Origin of the sequence: Photorhabdus hindustanensis, assembly GCF_002968995.1 — a bacterium.
Classification (GTDB): Bacteria; Pseudomonadota; Gammaproteobacteria; order Enterobacterales; family Enterobacteriaceae; genus Photorhabdus; species Photorhabdus akhurstii.
This window is the reverse complement of record NZ_PUWT01000020.1, coordinates 25,576-43,583: the sequence shown is the minus strand read 5'-3', so window position 1 is coordinate 43,583 and position 18,008 is coordinate 25,576. Positions and strand designations below refer to the sequence as shown.

At 42.0% G+C, this 18,008-nt stretch carries 4 protein-coding genes; all 4 read left to right on the top strand.

Annotated elements, in window-relative coordinates; genetic code table 11:
* Window positions 1–219: 219 nt before the first annotated feature.
* The 4 genes from C6H66_RS08175 (at window position 220) to C6H66_RS08160 (ending at window position 18,004) form a co-directional block, all read left to right on the top strand.
* Window positions 220–10,503 carry a type I polyketide synthase gene (locus C6H66_RS08175; protein ID WP_105395311.1) on the top strand — a complete coding sequence of 3,428 codons (10,284 nt, stop codon included), beginning with the start codon at window positions 220–222 and terminating at the stop codon, window positions 10,501–10,503.
* Between the two features lie 121 nt (window positions 10,504–10,624).
* A complete protein-coding gene (locus C6H66_RS08170; RefSeq protein WP_105395310.1) occupies window positions 10,625–11,989 on the top strand; it encodes an MATE family efflux transporter in 1,365 nt (454 codons plus the stop codon).
* A 69-nt stretch (window positions 11,990–12,058) separates the two neighbouring features.
* Window positions 12,059–13,471 (top strand): serine hydrolase domain-containing protein, encoded by a 1,413-nt coding sequence (locus tag C6H66_RS08165; protein WP_105395309.1) that lies wholly within the window; start codon window positions 12,059–12,061, stop codon window positions 13,469–13,471.
* 60 nt (window positions 13,472–13,531) lie between these two features.
* Complete coding sequence (locus C6H66_RS08160) at window positions 13,532–18,004, top strand: non-ribosomal peptide synthetase (protein WP_105395308.1); 4,473 nt, start codon at window positions 13,532–13,534, stop codon at window positions 18,002–18,004.
* Window positions 18,005–18,008 lie beyond the last annotated feature (4 nt).

The following is an 18,008-nucleotide window of genomic DNA, read 5'->3' as shown; positions in this document are numbered from 1 at the left end:
ACCATCATGCCAAATTTATTTGGCGATGATGTCTTGAGTATCTTGGAAGTCTATTTATTCGAAAAGTAAATATTATTTCTGAGATGCTCAATCATGACTATTAGGATCTTCTCTATTGGCTCCAGATTTGGAGTGTACGTTGAATAATAACGAAGCTCCGTATGAGCATTGATATCCTGCTATTACTCGCCTGTGTAACAACGAAAACAAAGGTTAATTATGGAAAATAGTTTTACTGGACTTGAGGTTGCTGTAGTCGGCATGGCTGGGCAATTTCCTGGCGCTGATAACGTAAGTGAATTCTGGGAAATGTTGCGAGGCGGTATAGATGGTATCAGCTCATTTACTGAAGACGAACTTAAAGCCAATGGAATTTCAAAAGAAGAGTATTCGAGAGAAAACTATATTTCGGCAAAGGGAATAATTAATCATCCATTTAAATTTGCCGCAGATTACTTTGGTATTAACCATTCTGATGCCGTAAGGATGGACCCGCAGATCCGTTTAATGATAGAAAACTGCTGGCAAGCTTTAAATCATGCCAATATCGACTCTAAAACATACCAAGGAAAGGTGGGGGTTTTTGCCGGAGCAAGTAGCCAATGGTCCTGGTTTAAAGAGCTGAATACACAATTTAGTTCAGCGGCTGAACAGTTCCATGTTGCTACTTTAAATGATCCCTCATTTTGTACGCGGATCTCCTATTTACTGAACTTAAGAGGGCCATCGGTCACCATTCAAACTGCATGTTCGACATCCTTAGTAGCGATACATATGGCATGTCAGGCGTTACAAGCCGGCGAGTGTGACGTTGCATTAGCTGGCGGGGTGAGTGTTACCCATCCTCATAAAAGTGGTTATCTATATCAAGAAGGGATGATTAACAGCCCCGACGGCAAAACTCGAGTATTCGATGAGAATGCATGCGGTACCGTATTCAGTAACGGGGTGGGCGTTGTTGCGTTAAAGCGCCTTGAGGATGCTATCCAGAGTGGCGATAGAGTCTTTGCCATCGTTAAGGGCAGTGCGGTAAACAATGATGGCAGTGACAAAATCAGCTTTACCGCGCCCAGCGAATTGGGACAAAAGAGTGTGATTCAGGACGCGCTTGAGTATTCGGAAGTAGACGCGGAACAAATTAGTTATATCGAAGCGCATGGAACCGGTACTTTACTTGGCGATCCTATTGAATTATCCGCGTTAAAAAGCATTTTTCAGGGGAATGGCTCATGTGCGTTAGGCTCGGTAAAGTCTAATGTTGGTCACTGTGACGCAGCCGCCGGAGTTTTGGCTTTTATCAAGGTAGCGCTTTGCACCTATTTCAGAACATTAGTGCCTACGTTGCACTTTAAAAAAGCTAATCCAAAACTGGATTTGGACAACACGCCTTTTTATATAAACACCGAAACTAAACCGTGGGACATCAGTAATGGTGACGTGCGATTGGCAGGGGTGAGTGCATTTGGCGTGGGGGGAACCAATGCGCACATCATTTTGCAGGAATATGAGAATAGGGCGCAGCCTGCGTTGGCGGATCTACAATATCAATCATTGCCGAATCGCCTTGAGTTTAAACCCGTCTCGAATACCCAAAAAGAGACAGCTCAGCATGCGAAGGTTGCAGAAGTACACCAAGCGCATTCATTTGATAAGGCCAGTTTACAAACAGCGTTACTTGAGATGTTGAAAACGCATTTTGCAAAAGATGCGATTACCCTTAAAGACAACTTTTTTGATGCGGGGGCGAGCTCACTCGATATTGCGCAATTACATGATAAGGTTAACACCGAGTATGGCTTGAGCCTAAAAATCAGTGATTATTATCGTTATAGCAACTGTGAGAAATTAGCTCAGCATATTTGCTCGCTAGGTAATAGCCAAACGTTACTAAAGAGCAAACGCACACCTCAGAATACATCGCTAATATCCGTTTCAAGCGAAGAGACCAAGCACCATTACCCCCAACATGCGGTTGCTGTTGTGGGAATAAGCGGGCGCTTTCCAGGCAGTGAGAACATTCAAGAATATTGGCAAAATCTGCTAGAAGGTCATGAAGGTATCAGCTTTTTTTCAGATGAGGAGTTACTCGAAGCAGGTGTTCCTGCGGCTGTTTTGCAGTTGGACAATTACATCAAAGCCAAGGGCGTGTTATCGAGCTCATTTGATTTTGATCCAGAGGCATTTGCGTATACGGCTCGTGAAGCTCAGTATATGGACCCTCAATTCAGGTTGTTACATGAAGCGACATGGCAGGTACTCGATGATGCCGGATATGGCAATCAAAAATACAGACCGATAACCGGGCTTTTTGCCTCTTGTGGCTCGAATCATCAATGGTTAGAGCGATTAAAAAAAGAGGTGACGGATTCAACGGAGCAGTTTGGTGTTGCGCTTTTGAATGACCGAGAGTTTTTGACAACTCGTGTTGCTTACAAACTAAATCTAACCGGACCGGCTGTGACGGTTCAAAGCGCCTGTTCCAGTTCCGCGTTGGCTATCACCTTAGCCTGTCAGAGTTTATACACTCATCAATGTGATCTTGCATTAGCTGGTGGTGTATCGATTACCACACCAGTTAAAAGCGGTTATGTCTATGCGCGAGGGATGGTCAACAGTTCTGATGGTCACTGCCGCCCATTTACCAAAGAAGCGAGTGGCACGGTATTTAGTGATGGCCTTGGAATGGTTGCACTCAAAAGGTTAGAAGATGCACTGAGGGATAATGACAACATCTATGGTGTGATCGCGGGTTTTGGTGTCAACAATGATGGTCATGACAAAACGGGATACACCGCTCCTAATGCAAATGGACAAGCAAATTGTATTCGCCAATCCTTAAATATGGCCGGTGTTAAACCAGACGAGATTGAATTTCTGGAAGCGCATGGCACCGCAACTTTGGTTGGTGACGAAATTGAAATTGAGGGCATCAAAGAAGCGCTTGGGGCAAGTGACAAAAATTGTGTCTTGGGGAGTGTTAAATCCAACATCGGTCATACCAATACAGCGGCGGGCGTAGCAAGCTTTATTAAAGCGATATTGGCGCTTAAACACCAAATATTGCCGATGTCATGCCATGTTACGGAAACGAACCCTGACTCATTGTCTAACACTCGATTCACTTTGATCGATAAATCAAGGCATTGGAAGTGTGACAGTGAAATTAGAACCGCCGGAGTCAGCTCTTTTGGTATTGGTGGAACCAATGTGCACTTGACGGTTAAATCGATAGCGCAGTCGGTAAAGAGGGATAATGAGCGTTCAGAACTCGTCGTTCTGTCAAGCAAGAGCCAGCAAGGTTTAGCTAAAATAGCGAGTAAACTGCATGACCATATCCAGCATGCAGATCAAGAACCCAATCTGACCGATTTGGCTTACACGTTGCAATTAGGGCGAGGTGAGTTTGATGTCCGTTCGTCAGCGGTTGTGGATAGCATTGAAACATTGAGCGCCATGTTGTCTCGTTTGGCAAATGGTAAGTCAGCGGGGCGTGAGATTTCAGACAATGCGCCCGGTCTTGTCTTTATGTTCCCGGGGCAGGGAGCGCAATATGTCGAGATGGCGAAAGGTTTATACCACGAGCTAGACATCTTCAAAACTAGAGTGGATGAGTGCCATCAACTGCTACGTGAGCAATTTGATATTGATCTGCTGTCGCTTCTGTATAGCGATGGAGAGGATGCAGAAGAACGTAGTATTGAACTGCAAAATACCCGCATCACCCAACCGGTTATCTTTGTTATCTCTTATGCACTGGCGAAGTGTCTGGAAAGTTTCGGCATCCGGGCCAGTGCAATGATTGGTCACAGCGTGGGAGAGTATGTCGCCGCGACATTGGCAGAAGTGATGACCTTGGAAGAGGCGCTTAAATTGGTTGCTTCACGTGGTCTCATTATGCAGGCGTGTGAACCGGGAGCCATGCTCAGTGTCGCTTCGAGGAGAGAAAAAATTGCGCCATTTCTGACGGATTCAGTGACACTGGCTACGATTAACTCGCCTAATTCGTGTGTTATCGCGGGTCCTTTGGAAGAGGTTAAAGCGGTACAAGCGCGATTGTCACAAGAGAATTACCGTTGTCGATTATTGAAGACATCGCATGCATTTCATACGGCGATGATGTTGCCCGGCGTCGATAAGTTTCGAGCGGAACTGGATAAAGTGGATTTTAAAGCGCCAAAAGCGGCGTTCTTATCAAACGTCACAGGCCAGTGGATACAACCGGAAGAGGCATGTTCAGCCGATTATTGGATCAAGCATTTATGCCAAGCCGTCGAATTCCAACAAGGCATTGAAACTTGCCTGCAAGCGCCGGAGCTAAACGTATTTTTAGAAGTCGGCCCGGGACGCACTCTTTCGACTTTTGTGAAGCAAATAGCGGATAGTCACGCGAATATTTCCGTGTTTAATCTGTTACGTCATCCACTAGAGGAAGAGAGTGACCGAGCTTGTCTGCTTAAGGTATTGGGAGAGCTTTGGTCTTTGGGGATTTCTATCGATTGGACTGCCTTATACCAAAATGTCTCTCCGGGGCGTATTAGTCTTCCAGGCTATCAATTCATCAAAGAGCCAAGTTTAAGTGAGTATCATATTTCCTCTACCACGACCGGTCGGACATCTGAAACCAAAATAACTAAAAAAGAATTAACGCAGTGGTTATATACCGAACAGTGGCAGGCTGTCGAATTACCGACTGAAAACACCGGACAGGCAAATAATATCGTCTGTTTTGTGCCGAGTTTAGCGTGGTGTGATGCGTTTACTGAGCGTTTTAGCCAAGAGGGACAAAAACTTAAATTCGTTATTCCGTCGCCGGAGTATTATGTTGACGGCCAAGTAATCGGCGTTACACCGGGAGATAAAAATAGTTTTGATAACTTGATGACTGAACTAGTCAATTCGAGTTTCTTGCCGGACTCAATTATTTTTGCCTGGCCGCTTTCCGGTACCAAAGACATAACGACATCTTGGTTTTCTGTCATCTTATTACTGCAATCGTGGGCGAAATCGGGTCGTTTATCTGAGTTTCGTTTATTATTGGCGACTACAGCACTGCCGGAACACAGTCTGCTCAACGGCTTAATTAAGGTTATCGCTCAAGAAGTCACGAAATGCCATCCTCGAATTATTGAATTAGATACGGCTGAATCTATTGAGGCAGCATGCGATATTCTTGCTCAAGAATTAACAGCAAGCGATATGCGCTTTATTGTTAAACGGTCTCAACAAGCGCGATTTGAAAAGCGTTACCAACAGCTTGAGAATAATGAACCGATTACCGACGTTATTGCCAAAAAACAGCTTTTCAAAAAACAGGGTGTTTATCTGATTACCGGTGGATTGGGTGATCTGGGTTTGCTGTTTGCAGAACACTTAGTGACGCGATATGGCGCTAAGGTGATTTTATCGGGGCGTAGGGATTTACCGCAAAAAGCGCAGTGGGGTGATGTTGAAGTAAAAGCCCATCCTCAGTCAGAAATTATTGATCGAATACATCAATTATCTCTGATTAATGAAGGCGATATTGATTACTACGCGGCGGACGTTTGTGATCGGCAGGAGATGGAAGCGCTCATTACTCACATTGAAGCACAATATGGCTCGTTAAATGGGGTGATCTGTGCGGCCGGTGTGACGCGGGGAGATTCTTTCCAAGGCATTAACCATATTACTATGGAGAACTGTCAGCCTCAGTTTGATACAAAAGTTTACTCTTACCAATTGCTTGCAGAACTATTAGAACACAAACAAATTGATTTCTGTATTTTATGCTCTTCCATCGCGGCTATTTTGGGGGGATTAAGCTTCTCGGCTTACAGTTCAGTGAGTTCTTTTGCTGATGCATTTGCGAAACAACAAAATCAGTTGGGTAAACCTTGGATTAGTATCAACTGGGATGGCTGGGTATTTGAGCGTAAAAATGCTGATGACGCCATAGGTTCTTCATTAGAACAGCTATTAATTGAGCCGGATGAAGGTCTTTATATTTTAGAGCGTGTTTTACAGTCACCTCTTGAGGCACAGTTAATTGTTTCTACCGGGGATCTGAATAAGCGATTTGAACAATGGGTCGGCACCCATATTAGACCTTTTACTAATCAATCCCATTCAGCACATTCAAGGCAGACATTCTCAAAGCAAATATTTTCAAAACAACAGATCGTCGACACTATTATGGATATTTGGCAAGACTTCTTAAAAATTCATTCGATTAATAGTGGTGATAACTTCTTTGAATTAGGAGCAAATTCACTGGATCTGGTTCAGGTCAATAAGCGTATTACTGAAGCGCTTTATATTGATTTGTCCGTGGTGGATATGTTCAGTTATCCGACATCGGAATTACTTGCGGGTTTTATTATTGAGCAAAACGCCATGATGGTGGGGGAAATATCATTAGATTCGGTTGAAAATAATAAAGCAGCAGAATTTGATACTCCATTGAATAGTCAACGGAGCCAAGATCTCGATGCTGATATCAGTAAAAAAATCGCCATTGTTGGTATTGCCGCGACATTCCCAGAAGCCGAAAACATTTACGACTTTTGGCAGAACCTCACTTACGGCAAAGAATCCATATCGATATTCAGCAAAGAAGAGCTGCTTGAAGAGGGGATAGATCAGGCGCTATTAAATAATCCCAACTACATTAGAGCGAAAGGGGTGTTTCCTAACGCGGGTGAGTTTGATGCGACCTTTTTTGGCTATACACCTTACGAAGCAAGGCAAATGGACCCGCAAGTTCGCGCCTTCCATACGTGTTGCTGGCAGGCACTGCAAGACGCTGGAATTAAGCCCAAAGAAAGTAGAGACAAAATTGGTCTTTATGCGGCAGCGTCAGGCAATTTGCAGTGGTTAGCTCAGGCGATGGCGACCGCTGAGGGAAGTGCGGGCCAATATAGTGCAATGACAGTGGCGGATAAGGATTATATGGCGACCATTGTCTCCTATAAATTGAATTTGACAGGCCCAAGTATGGTGTTGTCAACCGCTTGCTCATCGTCTCTGGTTGCCGTCAATGAGGCAATCAAATCCCTGAGGGCTGGAGAATGTGATGTTGCGCTTGCTGGTGGCGTCTCCATTACTTTACCGACAAAAGCTGGTTATCTCTCCGAAGAGGGAATGATCCATGCAAAAGATGGGAAGTGTCGCCCGTTTGATATCCAAGCCAGTGGGACGGTTTTTGGTGATGGCGTTGGCGTTGTGGTATTAAAGCCACTTCAACAAGCACTGAAAGACAACGACAATATCTATGCGACCATCATAGGCACGGCTATTAATAATGATGGCGGCAGAAAGGTTGGATACACCGCGCCAAGTTATCAGGGGCAAATTGACGTGATTCAAGCCGCGCTTAAAGATGCGAATGTCTCGGCAGACACGTTAAGCTTTGTTGAAGCGCATGGTACGGGCACTCATCTGGGGGACCCCATTGAATTCAAAGCGCTTAAACACGCCTTTGCTACTGATAAGAAAAACTTCTGCAAATTAGGCAGTGTAAAATCCAATATCGGACACTTGAACTCGGCAGCGGGTATTGCTGGACTGATAAAAGCAACAATGGCGCTTAAATATAAAGAGCTGCCGCCGACAATCAACTTTGCCAGAATCAACCCGGAAATTGATATTGTCAACAGCCCATTCATTATCAGCAATCAATACAGCCGACTTGATGATTCTCAGGGACTGCTAAGAGCGGGTGTTAGCTCGTTTGGTATCGGTGGTACGAACGCGCACGTGGTGCTTGAACAAGCGCCAAGTGTCAATCGACAAACACTGACCAAAAAGCAGTCAGTTGTTCTGCCCATCGTATTGTCGGCCCCTGATGAAAAGTCGTTAGACAGCTATAAGAAACAGTTAAAGCGAGCAATACAAAGTAACGTAGTTGATAGTCACCTCAATGAGATGGCATTGAGTCTAATGCAAAGAGACGTTATGCCTTATCTGTTTGTTGCTTATAGCAGGGATCGTGAAGGTTTATTGCAGCGACTGTCGTCGCCATCTTCTGATTATCTCTACAACGGCATGACGTCAGAGAGAAAAGTGGTCTATTTGTTCCCGGGACAAGGCATGCAATATGCAGCGATGGGACTTTCGCTCTATCACACAAATGATCTGTTCAAAACATGGTGTGATCGAGGATTTGAAATAGCCAGCGAATATTGCGCGATCGATTTAAAACAGCTTTTCCTCGCAGGGGAAGATGATGAGAAATTGTATAATACCGAGTTTGCTCAGCCGTTAATGTTTATTATTGAGTATTCACTGGTGCAGGTTCTCGCATCTTATGGCGTTAAACCGACTGTGATGTTGGGTCATAGCTTAGGTGAATATGTTGCAGCAGCGGTTGCTGAAATATTCTCGTTCACAGATGCTGTTAGGATGGTTTGTGCCAGAGGCCGTTTGATGCAGTCCACTGAAGCCGCCGCTATGTTATCTGTTATGTGTTCGGCAACAGTGGCTCAAACCATGTTGTTTGGCCGCTTGGAAATCGCGCTTGATAATAGCAGCGAACTTTGTGTGCTCTCCGGTTCAGACGAGGAAATCACCGCATTTGAGCAACTCTGCGAATCCAGCTCAATCAAGACGAAGCGTCTTAAAGTCAGCCGTGCTTTCCATTCCCGTTATATGGAGCCAATTTTGGCTGATTATGAGCGAGTTATCGGTGACGTGAAACTCTCAGAACCCAAACTTCCTATCATCTCTAATGTGACCGGAGAATTGAGTACTAAAAATCTGATGGTGGAACCGCACTATTGGGTTCGTCAAATTCGTGAACCGGTGCGCTTTACTCAAGGACTGGAGGAATTACTGGCAAGCGGTGATGCTATTTTCGTCGAGGTGGGGCCTGGAAATGGTTTGTCGTCGCTGATTAAACACCATCAGGATTTCAATGCAAAACATGTCTGTCTTTCTCTTATTAGTCGTGGCAAAGAAGAGGAGACTTGCCTCATGGAAAGTCTGGGCATGTTGTCACTGTTGAACGTCAATGTCGATTGGCAGCATGAATTGAACGAGACAGTTGCACCTTCGGTAAACCTTCCTCCTATGCCGATTCGAGGTAAAGAATATCCTAAAGATGTGAAAAGGCTACAAGCCATTTTCTCGGGTCAAGCCGGTTCTGACGTAACCCAATTGTCTACACAAAGTGTAGCGAGAAGCCAAGTTTCTGACGTTACGCAGCCAAAGAGTATGGCAGAAGAACTCAAGATTATTTGGAAAGATGTACTGGGTGTCAGTAATGTGAACGGGGAAGATGATTTCATCACATTAGGGGGTAATTCACTATCAGCGGTGCAAGTCGTCGCCAAAGCGAAGTCTGTAAAAATTCCCGTTGATATGAATATGTTGCTATCGCGAAAGAGCTTAAATGAGATCATCCATTTGATCGATACGCCTCGTCCATCTATCTCGAGCGGCTGGCAGTACAATACACAGTTCAAACCTGAGTTTTACGGCAATGATGTGAGCTGTATGTATTCGGCAGTGAGAGAGAAACTAAAACATGATTATGGATTGAATTGTCCAAATAGCTTAATGCGAGCATCAGATGGAAGCTTACTGTTTGGTTTTAGCGTGCAGCCCTCAGACTCACAAGGCAATGTCCTGAGTGACTATCAGAATTATGGTGCGCTATTGGATTGGCCTCAGTTGCAGGAAAGCTTCTCGTTTTCCTATCACAAGCAATTTTTTGACGATTTGGCATCTTACACTGCGTATTGCATAGAGGAACTGGAGAAAGGAAAACTGGTTATTGTCACCGGTTCAGATTACCACTTACCGTTTTCTCCTTCTTACGGCTTGAGTGATAGTGAATATTTACTCCGGCCTCTATTTGATAATCTGGAAATCGATGAGGAAGAGGTTATTCCACATGCATTTGTTTTGGTTGGGCGCACGCCAGGAGGCTATCAAGTCTATGACGGGAGCTTTAATTACTTTGGTGAAATAAGTGATCATGAGTTCGCGCAAACTGTTATCGGTTTCAAAGGACTTGAGTTTATGAAATCTCACGAGGTGTATCACAAATCTCGTCCTTATCTTGCTATATCGGTTATTCAAACTGGAGCGTTTTTATCTACTGACCCTCTATTACGCGGGACGCTAGATAAAACTCTGTCGGGATTACAGACTCACACGGCTATTACGAACGGAAACACGCCAATACACCATTATGTTGGTATAAGTGCGGTTAATAAATTGATGGAAAGCCCCGAGTTGTTATTGGCGATGACATTCGGTGAATTGGAGCAGTTTGTAAAACGGTGGTTGTCACAGTTGGAGCTTCTTCATCGTTTCCTTGCGATGGCAATACCTGATCATGCGCAATGGTGGGCGGACACTGTGGCGGGTATGACCGAAACTCTTCGGAAACTGATTGCCGTTGATAATCAAAATCTCAATGCCGGCGACGTCATCGGCACAATGACGTTATTTAAACAATTGCTTGATAGTGTGATTGGCAAATTCGTGATTGAAAAACTCGTGATTGAAAAACTAAAGTAATATTTGCGGTCAGAGCTCTTGTCATGAGAGCTCTGGCGCTTATATTAATTTAAGTTGGAAAATTTCACTCGCACGCTATATAGCAATATTTAAATATATTCATTTTGTATTGGAGATATCATTGAAAAATACCGATTTCATGGCAAATGATTCCGTGTCATTTGCATATTTAAAATTATCAATTCCAGTATTTTTTGGTATGTCAATTCAGGGGCTTTATGGAATAATTGACGCTATCTTTATTACTAAATATATTGGCAAAGATGCTATGGCAGGCTTTTCAATATTTTTCCCTATCCTGTTATTAGTCGGTGCGGTCGGGGTTATGTTGGGAGCGGGTGCTGCCGTTTTAGTAGCGAGATTTCTAGGCGCGAATAAACCTGCTTTGGCGAATCGAGTTGCGACACAAGCTATATTTATGGCGGGAGTATGTGCTATCTGTTTTGGCATATTATTTCTAACATGGGCACGAGAGATTTTATTATTTCTTGGGGCGACGGAAAGCATAATTAATTATGCTTTGGATTATGCTATGCCATTGGCTTTATGCGCGCCTATTATCATGATAGCGACTATTTTGGGTGATCTGTTACGAGCAGAAGGTAAAACCAATGCCATGTTCTCAATAATGCTCTGTGCATCTATTCTTAATGTTGCTTTTGATGCCATCGTTATTGTTATATTCGACATGGGAATGTTTGGCGCCGCGGTTGCCACAATACTGGCAAATACTGTTGCGCTAATATGTGCAGCCGTGCTCTTTCATAGTGATCGTACTCGCCTTACTCTCTCACCGACTTATTTCACGATAGAAATAAAAGAGTGCCAGGATATAGTGCTTATCGGATTGCCGACACTGATTGGCAATTTGTCATATGGAATACTTATTTTCACTATCAATTATTTCATCAAAGCGAGTGGAGTTGAAAACTCAGGTGATATGATTAGTGCTTTCGGCTTGGTTTTCCGGGTATTAAGCTTTGTCGTCTTACCGTTGATAGCCATGATGTCGGCGTTGCAAACTTTATCAAGTTATAACTTTGGTGCGGAAAAATATCATCGCTGTATAAAGTCATTGAAGGTGGCATTGTTATATGCTGCATTTTATTCAATATCAATGACTTTATTGGTTATTGCGTTGCCGGAACATCTATATGGTTTATTCACTGATGATAAAAGTCTGTTATTAACGGTTTTGAATATTTCCTTTTTTATTTTTTTAGGTTTGTTCTTCCTTGGTGGGTTGCTGGTATTTATCGGCTTTCTACAAAGCGTAAAAAAAGAGAAATATTCGATGTTATTGGTTTTCCTTAAACTTTTCTTGCAAGTTGCTTTAACTTTTTCATTGTCTTTTTTGTTTGGTGTTGAATGCTTTCCTCTGATTCTATTTTCGGTGGACTTACTGGTATTTATTCTGGCTGTTGTGCTTTCTCTCATCGCGCTAGGAAATTTAGTTTCTAAACGAGCATGTTTAGATAGATTGTGAGAGTGGTATTAGTTATTCGAAATATCCGGTGTGAAGTGAAATAGAATATTAAATGTGAATGGGGCTGTTATGAAGTGTTTTATTATGGTTTTCCTTCTGCTATTTTCCGGCGTGAGTTCGGCAGATGAGAATTTGAAAAGTCAAATTTTGCAATATATGGAGTTTGGCAAGATACCTGAATTAGTTATGGTGACGGTCGACAAGAATAAAAAATCAAACATAATATTGTTAACAAATGAGAATAGAAACGGTACGCAAAATCTAAATAAAGAGACTATTTTTGAGCTGGCATCGGTAAGTAAATCTTTTACCGGTTTAATTGCGGCCAAGATGATAGAGGAAGGCAAAATATTGCCCCAAACCAAAGTTTCATCAATATTGCCATCGATAAAAACGATTTACGATGGTAAAAGCGTTGATGTGACATTTTTGCAATTGCTCAACCATACATCGGGTCTGTCTTTTAAAACCATTGATATGCTCTATTCCCAGCCTCAAAAAGGGCTTTCGCAAGTTATCGATGAAATTAAGTTAATTAACCTGCAAACGATGCCGGGGCAGCAACATGCATACGCCACACTCAATTACGATATTGCAGCCAGAATGATGGAGAAAGTTTCTGGGCAATCTTATCAACAACTGCTGAGAACCTATATTTTGTCGCCGCTACAGATGAATGGGACTTCCGTTCTTCCAGATGTGGCGAAAAAGGCAGTCGGCCATCAAATCAGTTTTTTGCAAGCCAGACCATACGATGCGCCATTTGTCTTGGCTAATGTACCCGCCGGATATATACAAACTAATGCGTCTGACATGCTTAACTGGTTGAGATTTTTAGGCAGCAATACGGATTCAACTCTCCTTAATGCCAAAAAACGGGTCTTTTCAGGGAAGTTGGGTGTTGATACCAACGAAAGCGAAAAAACGCTATATACCTTGGGATGGTATAAACAGGGGAACAGGGTATTTCATACCGGAATGAATCCAACCTTCTCTAGTTACGTTGCCGTTGATCTGGATTCTGGCGCTGCGGTTGCTGTGATGGCAAATGTTAATAGCAATATTACTTTTGAACTTGGCAAGCAAGCAATGGAACAGCTTGCTCAAGGCGGTGACTTTACCGGGCTAAGTACCGTTAAAGAGCTTGAGTTATTTGATACTTTTGATAGAACTTTTCTCATTGTCAGTGTATTTGTGATTTTGGCTTGCCTCTTGTTAATCTATTTAAATTTAAAAGGAAAAAATATAAGTTGGCTTGCAAACTTTGGCGTTGTGAAAGCGACAATTTTATCTGCTTTATTTATTATTGCTCTCTTGGTCGTGTTGACCTTGCCAAATTTGTTGCTTGGATTATCTTGGGCGACATTTATGATTTGGATGCCTAATAGCTTTTGGGTTTTGTATTGTTCTCTTGTGCTTCTTTTGCTCCTTTGTCTCTCTCTGTTCTCTCAGGTTTTATATCGTCACCGCTCAGTGCATTGAGTTTGATAGAGGTTTGATTTTTTTAAAATGTTCAGAATTTAAATTTATACGGATTTAATTATGTCTATTAGTAGCAAATCATATGAAATGACAGGGATTCAAAAAGGCGTTTGGATAACCGAGTTGAAACACCAAGGGACCAGCATGTTTAATATTGGTGGTACTTGTAGTGTTGAAACGGAATTGGATTTCACAAGGTTAACTAATGCGATACAGAGAGTGATTAAAGAAACCCAAATTCTAAATTTCACTTTAAATGATGAGATTCCACCGAAATTTATTTTAGATAGCCGAGTGGAAAATAATATCGATTTTATTGATTTTCGTAATAGAGAAAATCCACAAAGAGAATTTGAACAATGGCGCGAAGAGTGTCTGTCTCGGAAAATGGATTTAGGGACATGCTTATATTATTTTTGTTTGTATAAAGTATCTGATTCAAAATGTGGATTTTTAATCAAAATACATCACTTAGTTTGTGATGGCGTGACAATGCAAAATATTATCGCCAGGGTTTGTGAGTGTTATAATAATCCATTGAATGATGTTGTGTATTGTGAGTTTAGCGATGATCAAAGTTACTTTTTGTCATTAGAAGAAAAATATTCATCTAGTCGTCAATATGATAAAGATAAGTTATTTTGGCGTAATTTCCTGGTTGGCAAGGGAGAAAATAGCAACTTTATTTTGGGCAATAGAACTCTTTCAACCAAAGCCATACGGAAAATTTATGATATTCCTCATCAGGTATCAAAGAGAATAAAGCATGTCTGCGCAACATTAGGATGTACGGAAAACGTATTCTACTATGCTGTTATCGCTCTTTTGCTATCCCGGCTTTCAGGGAGTAAACAAGTCTCTTTTGGTATACCACTTCATGGTAGGAAAAAGACCAATCTTGTGCGGAATTCAATGACGGTATCTACTGTTCCGACACAAATAGCAGTGGATGAATACACCGATTTCTCCAGTTTAATTAAATTAGCTTTAGAGAATAATAATCGGATATACCGACACCAAAAATATGATTACACCGAGTTGGTTAAAGAGACGAGAGTCGGGGCATCGGTTAATAATTTATTTGATGTTAGCTACAACTATGCTAACACTAAATATGAGTTGGTTCTCGGTGAATACCCATTGATTGTCGAGGATATATTCCCCGGTGAACAGCAATATTCAATTCAATTCCTTTTTAAAGAGTTATTGAATGAGGGAACGACAAAAATATATTGTGACTATAAAGTAGAAGAATATACGCCGCCGCAGATTGATGCAGTAATCAATTTATTAATTGAGATTCTAGATGAAGTTAGTGTTGATCCACATCGTCAGTTGCTGATGGTTGCGCCATTAAAAGAAGATAATCTTCAACTGATTGAAACGGGGGCTAACAATGCCGCACCGACTGCCGCAACGGTGATATCGTTATTTGAACAGAGTGTGGAAAGTAATAAAGATCGGCTGGCAATCATTGAAGAAAATAGATCACTGACTTTCCAAGAGCTTCGGATCTTAGTTAGCACAATCAGCGCTAATCTCTTAAATCATGGGGTTTCTGGCGGATCTAGAGTGGCTATTTTGCTTCCTAAAAGCGCAGAACAAATTGCAACTTTACTGGCTATTATGGCCGTTGGCGCGACATACATTCCGCTTGAAAAGGATTTACCGAAAGAAAGAATAAAATATATTTTGGCCGATAGCGAATGTGCATTAGTTATTACAAACCCGGATTGGGCATCATTACTGCCGGCAGGTATTGTTTATTGCGATAGTGCGGCTTTATCTGAAACTTTGCCACAAAATGACTTATCACCATTACCAGTCAGATGTGAACCTACAAGTGAGGCATATTTAATATATACTTCTGGTTCCACAGGTTTGCCGAAAGGGACAATTATTCGTCAACCAGAGCTTGTAAATTATTGCCGGTGGGCCGCCCAAGTTTATTACCCCGAAAAATCTGATGTCGCGGCATATTATACACCGCTGACTTTTGACTTAACGGTGACTTCACTGTTCCCGGCGCTGATTTCCGGCTCGGCTATTAAGGTATATACAGAAACATCAAACTTTATCCTGAGCGATATTATTCACGATGGCGTGGCGACCGTCGTGAAATGTACACCGTCACATTTACGCGCTATCCAACATGAAATTATCGGCCCTCACTGCACAATTAAGCGCTTTATTGTTGGTGGAGAAAATTTAAAAGTCAGCGTTGCAAATCACACATACCTTCAATTTGGCGGTAAAGCCGATATTTTTAATGAATATGGACCCACAGAAACCGTGGTTGGCTGTATGATTCACCAGTTTGATCCTGCCAAAGATAGAGACGTGTCCGTGCCGATTGGCAAGCCTATCGACAATACGCAGATATATATTGTCGATAGTTATGGGCGCCACTCTATTCCTTACATGAAAGGTGAAATGGTTATTGCTGGAAATGGCGTGTCCGCCGGTTATTGGAATCGTTCGGAGTTGACTCAGAACAGATTTATTACTGATCGATTTTATCCAAGACAACGAGCCTATTTATCCGGTGATCTCGCCTATCGCAACGAATATGGGCAAGTCACTTATTTAGGCCGTATCGACAAGCAGGTCAAGATCAGGGGACATCGAATTGAGATCGAAGAGATCGAGACAAAGCTACTCGAGTACAAGGACGTTCAGGATGTCGCCATAGTGATCGACGAAGCTAATGCTGATGCCTCAATCTTAAAAGCGTTTGTTGTTTTGTCGGAGGGATCGGCTGTCAGTGGAGAAGAATTAAAACAGTATTTATCGAGTCATTTACTCCACTATATGGTTCCACAATTGATTAAATGTATTCGTGAAATTCCTTTAACCTTTAACGGTAAAGTTGATAGCGCCAAATTGCTTGAGCTTGAAGATGATAAAATAGGTACTAATGACAATGAGAAAATGAGTGCCTTAGAAATATCGGTGCTCGAAGAGTTTAGACGGGTATTGGGTTGTACAGAGCTATCTATACACAGTGACTTTTATCAATCTGGCGGTGATTCGATAAAAGCTATCCAGTTGGTTACATTGCTCCAGAAAAAAGGCATTAGCGTAGTCGCGAAGGAAGTGCTCCAGTTACCGACGCCAAAATTATTGTGTCGCCATATTGACAGTCGGGCGATATTTATGGAGCCAGAAGAAGCTGTCAAGATATCGACTTTCTCGCCCACGCCAATTATGAAATGGTTTAGCGGCCTGTTGTTAGGAAAGAAAGAGATATACCACCAAATGCTCTCCTTATCTTTCCCATCATGTTTAACTCAAACCGAGTTGGATAAGATCTTGGATGCGTTGGTATCATTCCATCCAATCCTGAATAGCTATGTAAAAGATAAACACTTTACTTTACAAGTACGGGAGGCGATGAGGCATGTTAAAACACGCAGAGTGAATGTGACGGGGTTTGAGCAACGGGAATATGTGGCGAGAACGCATCTGGAGGCGTCAAGCTGGCCTGAATCTGCGCTATTTCAGGCAATTATCCTTGATGATGGTAACGAGACCGAATTACTGCTAATTGCCCATCATTTGATTATTGATGGCGTATCCTGGCATATTTTGATAACAGACTTAAATACACTGGTTGAGCAGCATTTAAATCATCAGCCGCTTAAATTACGCCAACAAAATAATAATTACGCCAGATGGATTGATTTTACTGAACATTATGCAAAAACAGTCAGTGTTGATGAGATCGGCTTTTGGCAACAGCAAATCAGTGGCGCTTCTTTATTTACGTATCAAGACTTATATAATCGTAAATTAACGGTGGGTTTGCTAACCAGTGAAATAGCCGGTGTTAACTTTGACAGTTTTACCAAATTATGTGGAATATTGAAACTCAAGCCCAATGAATTATTTTTCTCACTGTTTACCTACTCATTATTTAAAACTTTTAATAAAAATAATTTTACCGTTGAGCTTGAAGGTATCGGAAGAAGTTCACAACAGAGTGAAGTGGATTTAAGCCATAATATCGGCTGGTTCACGTCAATCTATCCATTAATATGCCATTGTGAAGATAATATATCTTCCCATGTGAAAAAAACAAAAATAGCCATGCGTCGGGTTAATGATAATGGTATGGCCTATCAATCCATTCGCCATTGCTCGACAGAAAAACATTTAAGTCGTATTCACAACGTACCGAAGTTCAATTATTTAGGTGATTTTTCCGGATCGGTTCATCAGGGCGCTGTGAACATCAAGTCAATTTACCCTCATGCGATTTCCAGTGTGGATAATATCTATACGGAAGCTTTTGATTTCAATATTTATTGGGAGCAAGGGTGTAAAGTGAGTGTGAGTTACATTGAGCAGTTGATAGATATTCCTAAAATTGAAAATATCATTAATGTCATGGAGAGTAAGCTCAAGGAACTTATCGATTTAAATAATTATGATTTCAAGGACTTTTATATACCCAGTGATTTTCCTACTATTTCATTATCAAGTACTGAACTTGAACACTTAATCTCTGAATTATCTATGCTTTCAATTTAAATTT

Bases quoted from the DNA above. Each gene is read 5' to 3' on its own strand.
- C6H66_RS08165 (WP_105395309.1), top strand. From the start codon at position 12,059: ATGAAGTGTTTTATTATGGTTTTCCTTCTGCTATTTTCCGGCGTGAGT.
- C6H66_RS08160 (WP_105395308.1), top strand. From the start codon at position 13,532: ATGTCTATTAGTAGCAAATCATATGAAATGACAGGGATTCAAAAAGGC.
- C6H66_RS08175 (WP_105395311.1), top strand. From the start codon at position 220: ATGGAAAATAGTTTTACTGGACTTGAGGTTGCTGTAGTCGGCATGGCT.